This is a genomic window from Hymenobacter daeguensis (assembly GCF_054780555.1).
In genome coordinates this window covers 26,062-41,931 of the sequence record NZ_BAAGWC010000022.1, presented here as the reverse complement: position 1 = coordinate 41,931, position 15,870 = coordinate 26,062, and the positions used below count along the sequence as shown (strand labels likewise).

Below are 15,870 nucleotides of genomic sequence, written 5' to 3'. Positions count from 1 at the left end.
GAGGGCCGGGCTGGTTCGGGCATTACCTTTGCGCATTCATCTCCTTTCATTTCCATTATTTTTTTGATGAATCTACCCTTACTTGCCAAGAGCACGCTGCTCTTTCTGGGCCTGGCTGCGCCCGCGCTGGCCCAGCCCGGCACCCACCCGGCCCCGGCGGCGTCGCTGGAGTTTATTGAGAACAAGGGCCAGTGGAACCCGCAGGTGCGCTACGCGGCCCCGCTGCCCGGCGGCCGGCTGTTTGCCCAGGCCGACGGCCTCACCTTTGCGCTGCTTGACGCGCCCTTTCTGGCCCACCACGACCACCCGACCAGCCGCGAAGCCCTCCGGCAAGACGCGGCCGACTCCCTGCTACACGGCCACGCCGTGAAGCTGCGCTTTGTGGGCGCCGCGCCCACGGCCCGGCTCCGGGCCGAAACGGCCACGGCCGAGCAGCGCAACTATTTTGTGGGCAGCGATGCCAGCCACTGGGCCCGCGACGTGCGCGGCTACCGCGAGCTGCGCTACGCCGGCCTGTGGCCCGGCGTGGACGCCCACCTCTACGAAAGCCCCGGCCAGGAGCTGGAATACGACTTTGAGCTGGCCCCCGGTGCCGACCCCACGGCCATTGCCCTGCACCACGACGGGGCCACCCGCGTGAGCCTGAACGCCGCCACCGGCGACCTGCAGCTGCTCACCAGCGTGGGCAGCATCACGGAGCGCGCCCCGCAGGCGTTTCAGACCACGGCCGGCGGCCGGCGCCAGCCCGTGGCCTGCCGCTACCAGCTGGCCGCCGATGGCACCATCCGCTTCGCGCTGGGCGCTTACGACAAGACGCGGGCCCTGACCATCGACCCGGTGGTGGTGTTTGCGACGTACTCCGGCGCTTTTTCCGACAACTGGGGCTTCACCTCGACCTACGATGCGCAGGGCAACCTGTACTCGGGCGGCATTTCCTTCGGCGTGGGGTTTCCCACCACCACGGGGGCCTTTCTCACCTCGGCCTCGGGCATCATCGACATTGCCATCATCAAGTACAACACGGCGGTGAACGGCTCGGGGGCCCGCGTGTGGGCCTCGTACTTGGGCGGAAGCGACATTGAGTTTCCGTCGAGCATGGTGGTGAACAGCCAGGGCGAGCTGCTGGTGCTGGGCGTGACGGCCAGCGCCAACTACCCCACCACCAGCGGCGCGGTGCAGCGCACCTTCGGGGGCGGCACCTACGCCGACCCGTACAGCTACCAGCCCCTGGCCCTGGCCGGCGGCTCCGACCTGGTGATTACGCGCTTCAATGCGGGCGGCACCGCGCTGGTGGGCTCTACCTACCTGGGCGGCAGCGCCAACGATGGCCTGCTGCCCGTGAACACCGCCACCACCAACCAGCTGACGCACAACTACGGCGACGTGTTTCGGGGGGATATTCTGGTGGATGGGACCGACAACGTGTACGTGGCCTCGCACACCGCCTCGGCCAACTTTCCGGTGGGCCAGGGGCTGGGCGGCTCCTACCACGGCGGCGCAACCGATGCCCTGGTGCTCAAGCTGAACCCCGGCCTGACGGCCCTCACCTGGGGCAGCTTTCTGGGCGGGGCGGCGTCGGACGGGGCCTACTCCATTCAGGTGGCCCCGGCCAGCGGCGACGTGTACGTGGCCGGCGGCACGCTCAGCGCCGACTTTCCGGCCACCGCCGGGGCCTACCGCACCACGCGGGCCGGCGACGTGGACGGCTTCGTGGCCCGGATTTCGGCCAACGGCCAGACGCTGAGCCGGGCCACCTACCTGGGCACCAGCGCCTACGACCAGGCGTATTTTCTGCAGCTGGGCAGCGACGGCGGGGTGTATGCCATGGGCCAGACGGCCGGGGCCTACCCCACCACGGCGGGCCTCTACGGCACGGTGGGCGGCCGGCAGTTCATTCATAAGCTGAACCCGGATTTGACCACCACGCAGCTGGCCACCGTGTTTGGCAGCGGCCGCACCAGCATCGACCTCTGCCCCACGGCGTTTCTGGTGGACCGCTGCGACCGGGTGTACGTGTGCGGCTGGGGCGGCACGACCAATGCCAACGGCCCCACCTACCTGAGCCTGAACGGCACCACCACCGGCCTGCCCGTGACGGCCAATGCCGTGCAGGCCACCACCGACGGCGGCGACTTCTACCTGGCCCAGTTCACGGCCGGCCTCACCAGCCTGGAGTACGGCACGTTTTATGGCCAGAACGGCAACGGCGACCACGTGGACGGCGGCACGGCCCGCTTTGACCCGCGCGGCGTGGTGTACCAGGCGGTGTGCGCCTGCAGCCGGCTCAGCACGGGCTTCCCCATTCCGGCCGGTGTCAATACCTATTCGACCACCAACAACAGCGGCAACTGCAACAACGCGGCCTTTGTGCTCAACTTCCAGCCCAACATGGCCAGCGCGGGCTCCAGCCAGACGGTGTGCGCCACGGCGGGGCCCATTGCGCTGGTGGGCACGCCGGCCGGCGGCGTGTGGACCGGCACGGGCGTGAGCGGCAGCGTGGCCTCGGGCTTCGTGTTCACGCCCTCGCTGGCGCTGGTGGGCGTGCAAACCCTGACCTACACCGTGGCCAGCACGGGCCTGTGCTCCAGCACCGATACCCGCCGCATGACGGTGGGCGTGCCGCCCACGGCCACGTTTGCGCCGGTGGGCACGGGCGTATTTTGCCGGGCGGCCACGGGGCCGGCGCTGCCGGCCGTGGCCATGACGGCCACGCCGGCGGGCGGCACGTTCAGCGGGCCGGGGGTGAGCAACAACACCTTCAACCCCATGCTGGCGGGCGCGGGCACCCACACGCTCACCTACACGTACTTCAACGGCTGCACCGTGACGGCCACCCAGCAGGTGCGCGTGGTGTATGTAGCGGCCGGCAACCCGGTGACGCTGTGCACCCCGGCCCCGCCGCTGACGCTGGGCGGCAGCCCGGCCGGCGGCACCTGGAGCGGGCCCGGCGTGAGCGGCAGCCCGGCCACGGGCTTCGTGTTTACGCCCACGGCGGGCATGGCCCGCGTCAACACCCTCACGTATTCCGTCACGACCTCCGACCCGGCTTCGGGCGCGCAGTGCACGGCCACGGCCACGGTGCCCTTCACCGTGGTGCCCGACCCCGGCATCCGCCTTACGCCCATTGCGCCGCTGTGCGTGAGCAGCCTCGTGCGCCAGCCGCTGGCGGCCACCCCCACCGGCGGCGTGTGGAGCGGGCCGGGCGTGAGTGGGAGCGGCCAGGCCTACAGCTTCCTGCCCACGGGCGGGGTGGGCACCTACCAGCTCACCTACACCATTACCGATGGCCCCTGCGCCTATTCGGCCAGCCTGCCCGTGGTGGTTTCCAACACCGCTACCGCCCTTGTGCCGGCCGATACGGTGCTGTGCCCCGGCACCACGCAGGCTTTCCGGCTGCGGGGCACGCCGGCCGGCGGCACCTGGGCCGGGCCGGGCGTGACGGGCAGCGTGGCCACGGGCTACCAGTTTGCGCCGGCCGGGCTCACGGGCAGCGCCAGCCTCACCTACTCGGTGGTGAATGGCGGCTGCGCGGCCACGGCCACGCGGCGGGTTTCCATTGCGCCGGTGCCCGATGGCGCACCGGCCTGGCTGCCCGTCCTTTGCCCCGAAACCCGGCTGACTCCGCTGACCGTGCGCTTCCAGGTGCCGCTGAACCCGGCGGCCCCCTACACGTCGCTGGAATGGGATTTCGGCGACGGCACGACCTCTGCCGAAGCCAGCCCGGTGCATACCTACGCCACGGTGGGCACCTTCCAGCCGCGCCTGCGGCAGCGCTACAACCAGGGCCGCTGCGAGGTGCAGACGGCCCTGCCGCCGGTGGTGACGAAGGAGCGCAAGGTGCCCAACATCATCACCCCCAACGGCGACGACCAGAACGAAACCTTCCGGCTGGGCCCCGACTGCGTGCCGCGCTTCCAGGTGTTTTCGCGCTGGGGCCAGCAGGTGTTTGAGTCTGCCGCCTACCACGACGAATGGAACGCCGCCGGCCTGCCCGATGGCGTGTACTACTACCTCCTCACCTACCCCGACGGCCACCGCGTGAAGGGCTGGGTGGAAGTGCTGCGATAGCCGCCGCTTCGGTGGGCAGTGAAGCCCCGCCAGGCAGAACCTAAACGAACGGAATTCCGTCCGCATAGGGTCTGCCTGTCGGGGCTTTATCTTTAGGAGCCCCCACCGCCCTTTTCATTACCACGGATGAAGCCACTGCTACTGCTCGGAGCCGGTTTATTGCTGAATTTCAATGCGACGGCGCAGGCCGGCCCGCCCGGCATTCAGGCCGAACGCTCGCTCGAATTCATTGAGAACAAGGGCCAGTGGGATGCCCGCGCCCGCTACGCCGCCCCGCTGCCCGGCGGCCGGCTGTTTGCCGAAGCCACCGGCCTCACCTTCGCCCTGCTGGCCGACGGCGGCCCGGCCCAGCTCGGCCACCAGGGCCGCCCGAAAGCAGCTGCGCCCGCGCCCGAAAAAGCCCTTCGCGGCCACGCCTTCACGCTGCGCTTCGCGGGGGCCGCGCCGGCCGCCATCACCGCCGAAATGCCCACGGCCGAGCACCGCAGCTACTTCCTCGGCAACGACCCGAAGCACTGGGCCCGCGACGTGCGCGGCTACCGCGAGCTGCGCTACGCCGGCCTGTGGCCCGGCGTGAGCGCCCACGTGTACGAGAGCGCCGACCAGCACCTGGAGTACGATTTCGAGCTGGCCCCCGGGGCCGACCCCACGGCCATTGCCCTGCGCCACGACGGCGCCGAGGGCGTGGCCCTGGACGCCGCCACCGGCAGCCTGCTGGTGAAAACCAGCGTGGGCACCGTGACGGAGCGCGCCCCGCAGGCCTGGCAAACCGATGCCGCCGGCCGCCGCCGCGCCGTGCCCTGCCGATACGTGCTGGCCGGCCCGGTGGTGCGCTTCGCGCTGGGCGCTTACGATGCGGCGCGCCCGCTGACCATCGACCCGGTGGTGGTGTTTTCGAGCTACTCGGGCTCGACGGCCGACAACTGGGGCTTCACCGCCACCTACGACAATTCGGGCAACCTGTACTCGGGCGGCATTGCCTTCGGGCCGGGCTACCCCACCAGTCCGGGCGCGTTCCAGACCACTTTCGCGGCCCTCGTCGACATTGCCATCATCAAGTACAACACCAGCCTGAACGGGCCGGCGGCGCGGGCCTGGGCCACCTACATCGGCGGCAGCAATGCCGAGTTTCCGCACAGCCTGGTGGTGAACAGCCTGGGCGAGCTGCTGGTGCTGGGGTCTTCGGGCTCCGCCAATTACCCCACCACCGCGGGCGCTCTGCAGCGCACATACGGCGGCGGCACTACCACGTCGCCGCTGGGCTACGGTGCGCCCTACGACTCGCCCAACGGCTCCGACTTGGTGATTACCCGGCTCAACGCGACGGGCACGGGGCTGGTGGGCTCCACGTTTCTGGGCGGCTCGGGCAACGACGGCCTGCTGCCGCTGAACGTGAACGTGTCGCCCTTCAACGCCTCGCCCCAGCTGCCGCACAACTACGGCGACCCGTTTCGGGGCGACATCATCACCGACGCGGCCAACAACGTGTACATCGCCTCGCACACCACGTCGAGCAATTTCCCGGCAGCGCGGGGCTTCGGCAGCACCTACCGGGGCGGCACTTCCGACGGCGTGGTGTGCAAGCTCAGCCCCGACCTCACGGCCCTGACGTGGAGCAGCTTCCTGGGCGGCTCCGGGGCCGATGCGGCCTATTCCATTCAGCTGGAGCCGACCAGCGGCGACGTGTACGTGGCCGGCGGCACGCTCAGCCCCAATTTCCCCACCACCACCGGCGCGTACCTCGCCGCCCGGCCCGGCAACGTGGACGGCTTCGTGGCGCGCATTTCGGCCAGCGGCACGGGGCTGCTGCGGGCCACCTACGTGGGCACGCCGCTCTACGACCAGGCCTATTTCCTGCAGCTGGGCACCGATGGCGGGGTGTACCTGCTGGGCCAGACGCTGGGCCCGTTTCCGGTTTCATCGGGCGTGTTTCGTACCAGCAACGGCACGCAGTTTATTCAGAAGCTCGACGCCAACCTGGGCCAGAGCCTGCTCTCGACCTCGTTCGGCAGCTCCGACCCCGATAACTTCGACCTCATCAGCCTCGACCCCACGGCCTTTCTGGTGGACCGCTGCGACCGGGTGTACGTGTGCGGCTGGGGCGGCATGGTGAACGGCCGCGTGCTGCCCAACTTCCCCACCACCTACCTCTACCAGTCGGCCAACGGCACCACCACCGGCCTGCCCACCACGCCCGACGCCGTGCAGGCGGCCACCGACGGCAACGACTTCTACCTGGCCCAGTTTTCGGCCGGCCTCACCAGCTTGGCCTACGCCACCTACTACGGCAATGTGGATGCCACCGCCGAGGGCGAGCACGTGGACGGCGGCACCTCGCGCTTCGACCCGCGCGGCATTGTGTACCAGGCGGTTTGCTCGTGCTTTTCGCCCACGGGCTTTCCCATTCCGGCCGGGGCCCACACGTATTCAACCACCAACAACAGCAGCACCGCTTTCGGCACCAGCTGCAACAACGCGGCCTTCGTGCTCAACTTCCAGCCCGGCGTGGCCAACGCCGGCCCGCCCCAGACGCTGTGCGCCACGGCCACGCCGGTGGCCCTGGTGGGCACGCCGTCCGGCGGCATCTGGACCGGGCCGGGCGTGACCGGCAGCCAGGCCACGGGCTACGTGTTCACGCCTTCGGCGGCGCTGGTAGGCACGCAGGCGCTGACGTACACGCTGCCCGGCACGGGCCTGTGCACTACCTCCGACACCCGCCTGGTGACCGTGCTCCCCCCCATCAACGCCGGCCCCGACACGGTGCTGTGCCCCGGCAGCACGCAGGCATTCCGGCTGCGGGGCACGCCGGCGGGCGGTACTTTCACCGGGCCGGGCGTGACGGGCAGCGTGGCCACGGGCTTCTTTTTCACGCCGCCAGCGGGCTTTTCGGGCAGCACCACCCTCAGCTACACCATTACGTCGGCCACGCTTTGCTCGGGCACGGCGCAGCGGCAGATATCGGTAGCGCCGGCCCCCGGCGTTTCGGCCTTCCGCGACCCGATTGCCTGCCCGGAATCGAGGATGGCCCCGCTTAGCTTTCAATTCCGAATTGCTACCACCCTCAATACCAGCGCCCTGAATCTGGTCTGGGACTTTGGAGATGGCAGCCAGTCAACGGAAGTCAGCCCGGTACACACCTACACCAAGGCCGGCACCTACCAGCCCAACGTGCGCCTGCGCTTCAGTGCCAACCGCTGCGAAGTGTTGGCCACCGTCCCCGCCGTGGAAGTGGTGGAACGCCGGATACCAAACATCATCACGCCCAACGGCGACGACCAGAACCAGACCTTCCGGCTGGGCCCCGACTGCTACCCGCGGCTGCAAATCTTCTCGCGCTGGGGCCGACAGGTGTTCGAATCGGTCGCCTACCACGACGACTGGGCTGCCGATGGCCTGCCCAACGGCGTGTACTACTACCTGGCCGTGTATCCCGACGGCCACCGCCTGAAAGGCACGGTGGAAGTGGTGCGGTAAGGGCCCGGTCATTGGCGATGCTGTCGTTGCGAGCGCAGCGAAGCCCTGAAACGTGAAAAGCCGCATGACACCTGAGATGGCTGGCCGTTGGCCGCCGAGAACAGGACGGATTGCTTCGGCTGCGCCTCGCAATGACCATTCCTCATTCCTCATTCCTCATTCCTCATTCCTCATTCTTCATTCTTCATTCCTACTTCCCCATCAAGCGCAGCGCCACCCCGCGCACGTCCTCCCAGCCGGGCAGCAAATCTTTCCACTCCGCGTCAATGGCGCGGCGGTAGCGCCCCACCAAATACAGCACCCCCGCCGTGTAGGAAGCCGACATGCTGAGCGCCGCCCCCGCAATGCCCAGGCGCGGCACCAGCAGCAGGCACAGCGGCACGGTGGTGGCCAGCCCCAGCAGCGTGGCGCGGTTGTTCACGCCATATTGCCCGGTACCAGCGAAATAAGTGCTAGCCTGCATCCCGGCCCCATTGATGAGAATGCCCGGCGCGAGCGCCAGAATAACGCCGTGCGCCGCCCCAAACTCCGGCCCGAAAATGGCGGCCAGCCACCCGGCCGGCACGGCCGCCAGTACCAGCACCGCGCCGGCCGTAGCCAGCAGCGTGAGCCGGCTGCCGCGTAGCGCGTTATAGGTTTGCTGACGCTTGTCGGGCGCATTCACCAGCGCCACGTACTGAATGAGCGAGGTGCTGCGCGGAATCAGCCAGATGGCCTCGGCCAGCGCCACGCCCACCGAGAGCACGCCCAGCGCCCGCGTATCGGCCAGGTAGGCCACGGCGTAGTAGCTGAAGCGGTAGTTGGCAAAGGCCAGCAGGTTGCTCAGGTGCGCGCCCCGGCTGTGGCGGGCCAGCTCGCGGGCCGTGGCGCGGCGGCGCTGGCGGCGGTGGTGCCAGGCATCGGGCAGGCGCAGCAGCAGCCCCGTGCTGACGAGCCACGGCAGGCCATACGCCAGGTAGTTGGCGTAGTAATAGGCTTCTACCGAGCGCCAGCGCAGCGGCCCGAATGCCAGCGCCAGCGCCGCCGCCAGCAGCGCCGCCTGGGTGGTGGTGAGCACGTTGTAGCTCCGCTCGCGCTGCCGCCCCAGCAGCAGCAGCACGTTGATGGACAACAGAATCTGTACGAGGGCCACCGCGCCCAGGTGCAGCACGTAGGCCAGCCCCACCGGCCGCAGCAGGCCCACCACGGCCGCCCCGGCCACGCTCACCAGCGCACCCCAGCCGTAGGCGGGCCGCAGCAGCAGCCACACGTTGCGGCGCGGCACCAGGTATATCAACGACGAGCCGCCCACCAGCCCGGCCAGCAGCGCCAGCCCCGACACATCGGTGAAAAACAAGCTCACCTGCCCGCGCCCCGCCGCGCCCAGGTACCGCGCCGTGAGCCACACCACCGCAAAGCTCAGCCCCGCCGTGAGGACCCGCGCCGCGAAATGCTGGAGGATGCGCTTTATCATGAGAGAAGGGAAGGAGGCAGCAGGCGGCAAAGCCGCTCAGCCGGCACACGAAACAATGCTTTTGTACCGAGTCCGGACTTTTATTACTTGTTTAATACTTTTCGATACAATTGCCCGAACGCCTCGCCCACCGCCGCTGGCGCGCACCGCTCCCTGGCATTGGCCGCCAACGACGCCGGGCTGAAGGCTGCCGCACCCGCTAGCACAGCTGCCAGGGCTTCCTGCAGGCCCGTTTCGTCATCGGGATTAACCAGCAGGCCGAAGGTGTTTTCCGGAATGAAAAGCTCCGGCACGCCGCCGGTGCGCGTGGCCACCACCGGGCAGCCGCAGGCCCGCGCCTCCAGCAGCACGCAGCCAAACGTCTCGGCCCGGCTGAACGATACCAGCGCCGTGGCCCGGGCCATCTCGGCGGCCACGGCCGCGTGCGGCAGCTTGCCCAGAAAGGTCACGGTGCCGTCGGCCAGCAGGCCCAGCCCGGCGGCGTAGGCGCGTAGCTGCTGCTCATCGGGGCCGTAGCCGGCAATGCGCAGGCGCAGGCCCGGCCAGGTGGCCCGCAGCCGCGCCACCACGCGCAGCACGCCGGAGATGTTTTTCACGTCGTCGTGAAAAGCCGAAACGTGCAGCAGGGTCAGTGGCTGAATGGGCGAATGGGTGGATGGGTGAATGGGGTGGAAAAGCTCGGTGTCCACCACGTTGGCGATGACCACCGAACGCGGGTTCACAAAGCCCAGCGCGGCCATGGCCCGCCGCAGCCCATCCGACACGGTGTGCAGCGCCGCCGCCCGCCGCACCACGGCCCGTGTGAGCACCCGCCGCAGCCCGGAAATACCGCCCGCCCGCTCGGGCAGGTACAGCGTCCAGTGCTCGGTGACGATGAACGGAATGCCGCGCACCGTCTTCAGCGCCCAGGCAAACAGGCCCGTGCGCAGCAGCACGTGCACGTGCACGAGGGCGGGCCGCTCGCCGCCCCAGTGCCGCCGCAGCCGCCGGTAGCCGCGCAGCAGGCACCAGAAATACAGCAGCAGCTTCAGCGGCTTGTCGAGCAGCGCGAGGCCGGTGGGCGCGGCGCGGTAGTAATAGCGCAGCGTGGGCACGGGGCCGCCGAAATCCTCTTCCGCCTCAATCAGCGCCGGCAGCGGGCCGCGCGCCACGGTGGCAAACAGCACCGCGCCCGCTGCCCCGCTGTGCGCCGCAATGGCCGCCACGTGCCGCGCCACGAAGTCGCCGTCCTGGTCGTCGTAGCGGTGCGGGTACCACTTGGGAAGATGTAAAACGCGCGGCGTTTTCAATGATTAATGGGCAGTGATTAATGATTAATCCTCTTACAAAGCTAGGCCGTCGGCCTCAAGGCCATCCAAAAACAAAGCCGGCCCTGAAAATCAGGGCCGGCTTATCATCATCCTCAGTCAGCAACAATTAGTCACTAACCGTTAGCCATTAATCGTTAAAAAGAGTAGCGCAGGCCGAGCTGGCCCTGCCAGCGCGAGGCCAGCTGGTCGATGGAGTAGGTGGCCGGCGTGCCGTAGGTGAAGGCGGGCTTGTTGAAGGTAGCGGCGCTGTAGCTGGTCTGCACGTTGCCGGCGGCATCGGCGAAGCCCACTTGCGTGAGGCCCGTGCCCACGGTCGAGTTGAAGGTGTTCGGCACGAAGTACTGGCGGCCCCAGTCCTTGTTCAGCAGGTTGCCGAAGTTGATGATATCGAGCGAAATCTGGATGGTGTGGCCTTTGGGCGCGATGCCGGCCTCGTTGGGCTCCAGGTTGCCGAGCTTGGCTTCCACCATCAGGCGAATGTCGGCTTGGTTGTTCCAGGGCGTGCGGCCGGCGTTGCGCTCGGCGTACTGGCCGCGGCGCGTTTTCAGGTAGCTGTCGCCGTCGATGAAGCTGCTCAGCGAAGCGTATTGCGCGCCGCTGGCGTCGAGGCCGTAGCCGTTGGGGTTGGCCGTCGTCACGGGGGCCACGCCTTTGCTCACGAGGGTGATGTCGTTGGGGCCGCTGGGGATGTAGGCCAGCTGCACGTTCTGCTGGCCGTTGCCGAGGAAGTTGTTGTTGTACACCCAGGTGTAGGGCGAGCCGCTGGCGTAGGTCAGCACCGAGGTGAAGTAGCCGGTGAAGCGCTGGGCGAAGGTTTTGTGCAGGTTCAGCGAGGCCACCACGCGGTGGCGCAGGTCGAAGTTGGAGTAGGCCAGGGCCGGGTCGTTCACGTTCAGGGCCGGGTTCAGCTCCCAGTTGCTCTGGGGCGAGTTGCGGATGCCGTTGCTGATGTCGTAGCTCTTGCCGTAGGTGTAGGCCACGCTCACGTCGAGCAGCTGGTTCAGCGTCTGGCCCACCGAGCCGGTGAGCTGGTAGCGGTAGCCCTTCTGGGTGTTGGTCAGGAAGAAGGCGTTCGAGAAGTTCGAGTTCACCTTCGAGCCGAAGCCGGCCGCCGCGTAGCGCGGGCTCTGCGTGGGGCCCTGGGTGAGGTAGGTCACGTTGTCGGCCAGGTTGATGTTCTCAAACTTCACGTCCTGCAAGGTCTTGGTGTAGAGGCCTTCTACCGAGAAGCGGGTGCCGGTTTTCAGCTTGAAGTCCAGGGCCAGCGACGAGCGCCACACCTGCGGCATCTTGAAGTTGTTGTCCACCAGGTTCACCTCCGTCGTGTTCTGGGCCGAGGCCGGCAGCTGGGCGTAAATCAGGTTGGGGTTCGCGTTCAGCATGTACTTCGGGCCGGTGGTCGAGGTGGTGCTGGGCTGAATGTTGTTCAAATCCACCGAGTTGAAGTTCACGCCGTTGTTGTAGTAGGCGTAGCCAAACCAGGCAAACGGCACGCGGCCCGTGAACACGCCCGACCCACCGCGAATCACGAACGACTGGTCGCCGTTCACGTCGTAGTTGAAGCCCAGGCGGGGCGACACCTGCACCTGGCCGAGGTAGCCGTTGTTCAGGTCCTTCCAGGCCGTGTGCGAGTAGGTCTGGTTCAGGGTGTTGGCGTCGTTCTGCGGGTTGTTTACCAGGGCCGTGTTCAGGTCGGGCTTGGTGGGCAGCGAGGAGAGGTCGAAGCGCAGGCCGGGCGTGATTTTCAGCTTGTCGTTCACGTTCCACTCGTCCTGCACGTAGGCGCTGTAGAAGTTGATGTTGAACGCGGCCGAGGGGTTGTTGTAGTTGTAGGCGTAGGAGTTGTCGGTCTTGTTGTAGGTACCGCGGATGCGGCTGGGCTGGTCGTTCAGAAACTGGGCCACGTTGTTGTACTCGATGCGGCCGTTCCAGGAGTTGATGAAGCCGTAGTCGATGTGGTAGAACTCGTTGTGCGTGCCCACCGTGAGGGCGTGCGAGCCGGTGTAGAACGTGAAGTTGTCGGTCAGCTCAAACGTCTTCTGGCGGGTGTTGAAGATGCTCGCCTCGCGGTCCGAGCCCAGCAGAATCTGGTTCGAGCCGCCGCCGTAGCCGGCCGCCGCGTTGGTGCTCACCGAGTTAATCTGCACGGCCGGAAACAGGCTGGCCTGGCCGCCGATGAGGTCGCGGTAATCGTGAATGTTGGTGTAGCCCAGAATCAGGTTGTTGGCCAGCTTGCTGCTGAAGTTGCTTTTCACTTCCAGCACCGTCGAGTTCTGCACGTTGTGCTGCGTGTAGTCCTGCGAGCCAAACTTGAACAGGCTGCCCGAGCGCTCCAGGTTGGTGGCTTCGGAGGTGATGAAGTTGTGGCGCAGGGCAATGCTGGTTTTCTCGTCGAGGTTGAAGTCGAGACGGCCGAAAATCTTGTTGCTGTTCGCGTGAATGTTGTAGTTGCCGTAGTCGCCCACGTTGTAGCCATAGGTGTTCTGCAGCTTGTTGGTAATCTGCTGGGCCAGCTCGGCCGTCACCGGCGAGTTGGCCTGGCCCACGCCGTAGAACTGCGGCTCCTGGCGGCGGGCAATTTCAGCGTTGGTGAAGAAGAACAGCTTGTTTTTCACAATGGGGCCGCCGATGCGGAAGCCCGTCTGGTAGTCGTGGTAATCCGACCCGATTTTGCTGCGGGCATCGTCGATGCTCTTGCCCGTCACCGACTGGTTGCGGCCGTAGGCATACACCGAGCCCGTGTACTCGTTGGTGCCGGAGCGCGTCACAGCATTCACCGAGCCGCCCGTGAAGTTGCCCAGCTTCACGTCATACGGCGCTACCTGCGCCTGAATTTCCTGAATGGCATCCAGCGAAATGGGGTTGGAGCGGGCCGAGCCGCCGGGCAGGCCGCTGGTGCCGCTCTGGCCGCCCAGCGAGGGCGAGAAGCCGATGGCGTCGTTGTTCACGGCCCCGTCCAGGGTCACGTTGTTGTAGCGGAACGAGCTGCCGGCGAAGGAGCCGTTCGAGTTGCGCGGGTCGAGGCGGGTGAAGTCCGAGATGCTGCGCGAGATGGTGGGCAGCTGCTGGATGGCGGCCCCGCTCACGTTGGTGCCGGCGCCGGTTTTGGTGGCCTGGGTGTTGCCCACCACCACTACTTCGTTCAGGGCCTGGGCCTCGGCGGCCAGCACAAAGTTGAGGCGGGTGGTGTTGCCCAGGGTCAGAAATACGTTGGTTACCGTCTGCTCTTTGTAGCCCACGTAGGTCACCGTCACGGAGTAAGGGCCGCCGGGGGCCAGGTTCGGGATGGTGAAGCGGCCGTCGGGCTCGGTGCCGGTGCCGCGCTTGGTGCCGGTGGGCAGGTTGGTGGCCACCACCGTCACGCCAATCAGCTCTTCGCCCTTGTCGGACGTCACTTTTCCGCTTAGGGCTGAGGTGGTTACCTGGGCCACGGCCAGGTGTTGAATTGCCAGAAATAACAAGCTCAGAAACGTGGCTCGCACTCCAAAAACATGCTTCATGATGAAGGGGTAATGTTTGAGCCACAAAGTTCCCCCACTATCCAAGGGCGTAACATGAAGATTGATTCACTAAATTGTTATGCCTCAGGCCCCGTTCGTCATAATTAGATAACATTGCGCCGGCCCGGCGTCTCGGCGCAGGGTGTATAAAAAAAGCCTGCCCCAGCGCTGGGACAGGCTTTGCTGTTGGCTCAGCAGCGGCCCAAATAAGCCGGCCGCCGCAGCCTAATCAACTCATTACTTGCTCACCACGAAGCGCACCGACTGCACGGTCTCGCCGGTAGCCACGGTGGCTACGTACATGCCGGGGGCCAGCGAGGCGGGCAGCAGCAGGCGCTGCGGACCGGCGCTCAGCTTGCCGCCGTTCAGCACCACGGCCACTTCGCGGCCCAGCATGTCCAGCACGCGCACGGTGGCGGTGGTGGCGGTTTTCACGTCGAAGCCCAGGGTAGCCACCGCCCCTTCGGTCGGGTTCGGCGACACGGTGAGGGCCTGCAGCGGGGCGTTGACCACCTCGCGGTTGGCGAGCACCTGGCCAGCCACGTTGTAGCAGGTAATCTGGGGGTTGAAGTTGGTCCAGCCGGTAGCCCAGTTGGTGGCCCCGAAAGCCCCGCGGTAGGTCACCACGTCAAACGTGCCGTTCACGCCGATGCCGGCGCTGGTGAGCTTGGCGCTGGTGAAGGCGGCCCCCGTGTTCAGGAGCGAAGCCGCGGGCAGCGCGAAGTTGGGCGCGCACTGGCGGTTGTTGCCGCAGGCGCCGTTGAAGAAGAAGTTGTCGGCGTTCAGGCCCAGGGCGGCCACCGTGCGGGTGGTGTCGTTGCCGTTGGCGCTCACGAAGCTATTGATGCTGAAGCCCGCCGTGGTGCCGCTGTTGCTGGTGATGCGGCCCGAGCGGCCGGGCGCGGTGAAACCGGCCAGCACGTTGTTCTGGAACTGCAGGGCCCCGCCGTTGGCGTTGGCCGTGGTCAGGTTGGCCGAGTTGCTGTTCAGAATCAGGCCGTAGGGGCGGCTGGCAAACACCGTGTTGAAGATGCTCTCGGCCGAGTTGCGGCGAATGAGCGCGCCGGCGGCGGCCGTGAACGGCGTGGCGTAGGTAGTCTGGGCCGGCATTATCATGGTCATGTTCGAGAACACGGCCGAGGTCTGGGGCGTGTTGGCCGTGCCGGTGGCGTCGTTGTCGCTCTCAAAGCCGTTCGACACGCCGCCCGAGGCGAAGTCGCCGCGCTGGGGGTCGCGCACGGCCACGCCGTACTGCACCCGGCCCGAGAAGCCGTTGTCGGTGTCGAAGTCGTCGTCGGTGCCGGCGTAGGCAATGAGGTACTTGGCATTCACCGTGCCGCCAAACCACTCAAACGAGTCGTCGCCCGAGCCCGTCACCTGAATGTGGTCGATGGTGGTGCCGGCGCCCACGCCGCCCAGCGTCAGGCCGTTGATTTCGTTGTCAGGCAGGAAGGCCACGCCGGGGTACTCAATGCGTACATACTGCATCACGCCGGAGTTGTCGAGCGGGTCGGTGCCGCCAAACGTGCCCACCACGCCACCTTCGATGGTGGGCGTGCCGGGGAGGTTCTGGGGCGCGCGGCCCAGCAGAATCACGCCGCCCCAGTCGCCGGGAGCGCGCGAGCCCGCCGGCTGGTTCGAGGTAAACACGATGGGCTGGGTGGGCGTGCCCACGGCGTTGATGCGGGCGCCCTGACGGATGATGAGCGTGCCTTTGTTGCCGAGGTCGCCCTTGATGATGGTGCCCGACTCGATGGTCAGCGTGGCACCGTTGTCCACGTACACGAAGCCGTTGAGCAGGTAGATGTTGTTGCGCGTCCAGGTGGTGTTCGTGGTGATGGTCTGGGCCGCTACCGTCACAACGTTCGAAGCCGTGGCGGGGCAGGGCGTCTGGGCCTGCGCCGTCAGCGAGCCCGTGAGGGAAGCCAGGGCGAGCAGGGCCGGGAGTACAATTTTTTTCATAAAAGGAAGAGGATTTTAGCGCTTGTAAAACGGTGCAACAAAGGTCCCGGCTTTCGCTATTCGCCGGTCGTTTTTCGCATTACCATTTGGGCAACAATAAATT

At 67.0% G+C, this 15,870-nt stretch carries 6 protein-coding genes; 2 read left to right on the top strand and 4 right to left on the bottom strand.

Going from position 1 to position 15,870, the window contains the following annotated elements:
- Positions 1-66: 66 nt before the first annotated feature.
- A complete protein-coding gene (locus ACYVHT_RS18485; protein WP_460555386.1) occupies positions 67-4,068 on the top strand; it encodes a DUF7948 domain-containing protein in 4,002 nt (1,333 codons plus the stop codon).
- Between the two features lie 126 nt (positions 4,069-4,194).
- Positions 4,195-7,542, top strand: coding sequence for a DUF7948 domain-containing protein (locus ACYVHT_RS18480; protein ID WP_460555383.1), 3,348 nt, complete (start codon positions 4,195-4,197; stop codon positions 7,540-7,542).
- 190 nt (positions 7,543-7,732) lie between these two features.
- On the opposite strand, the gene ACYVHT_RS18475 is transcribed toward ACYVHT_RS18480, so the two are convergent.
- The 4 genes from ACYVHT_RS18475 to ACYVHT_RS18460 form a co-directional block, all read right to left on the bottom strand.
- A complete protein-coding gene (locus ACYVHT_RS18475) occupies positions 7,733-8,995 on the bottom strand; it encodes a lipopolysaccharide biosynthesis protein (RefSeq protein ID WP_460555380.1) in 1,263 nt (420 codons plus the stop codon).
- A gap of 83 nt (positions 8,996-9,078) precedes the next feature.
- Positions 9,079-10,284 carry a glycosyltransferase family protein gene (locus ACYVHT_RS18470; RefSeq protein ID WP_460555377.1) on the bottom strand — a complete coding sequence of 402 codons (1,206 nt, stop codon included), beginning with the start codon at positions 10,282-10,284 and terminating at the stop codon, positions 9,079-9,081.
- Between the two features lie 155 nt (positions 10,285-10,439).
- Entirely contained in the window at positions 10,440-13,805 is a 3,366-nt protein-coding gene (locus ACYVHT_RS18465) for a TonB-dependent receptor (RefSeq protein ID WP_460555374.1), read from the bottom strand.
- A gap of 237 nt (positions 13,806-14,042) precedes the next feature.
- Positions 14,043-15,767, bottom strand: a complete 1,725-nt coding sequence (locus ACYVHT_RS18460; RefSeq protein WP_460555371.1) for a T9SS type A sorting domain-containing protein — start codon at positions 15,765-15,767, stop codon at positions 14,043-14,045.
- Positions 15,768-15,870: the final 103 nt, after the last annotated feature.

Bases quoted from the DNA above. Each gene is read 5' to 3' on its own strand.
- ACYVHT_RS18460 (WP_460555371.1), bottom strand. From the start codon at position 15,767: ATGAAAAAAATTGTACTCCCGGCCCTGCTCGCCCTGGCTTCCCTCACG.
- ACYVHT_RS18480 (WP_460555383.1), top strand. From the start codon at position 4,195: ATGAAGCCACTGCTACTGCTCGGAGCCGGTTTATTGCTGAATTTCAAT.
- ACYVHT_RS18485 (WP_460555386.1), top strand. From the start codon at position 67: ATGAATCTACCCTTACTTGCCAAGAGCACGCTGCTCTTTCTGGGCCTG.
- ACYVHT_RS18465 (WP_460555374.1), bottom strand. From the start codon at position 13,805: ATGAAGCATGTTTTTGGAGTGCGAGCCACGTTTCTGAGCTTGTTATTT.
- ACYVHT_RS18475 (WP_460555380.1), bottom strand. From the start codon at position 8,995: ATGATAAAGCGCATCCTCCAGCATTTCGCGGCGCGGGTCCTCACGGCG.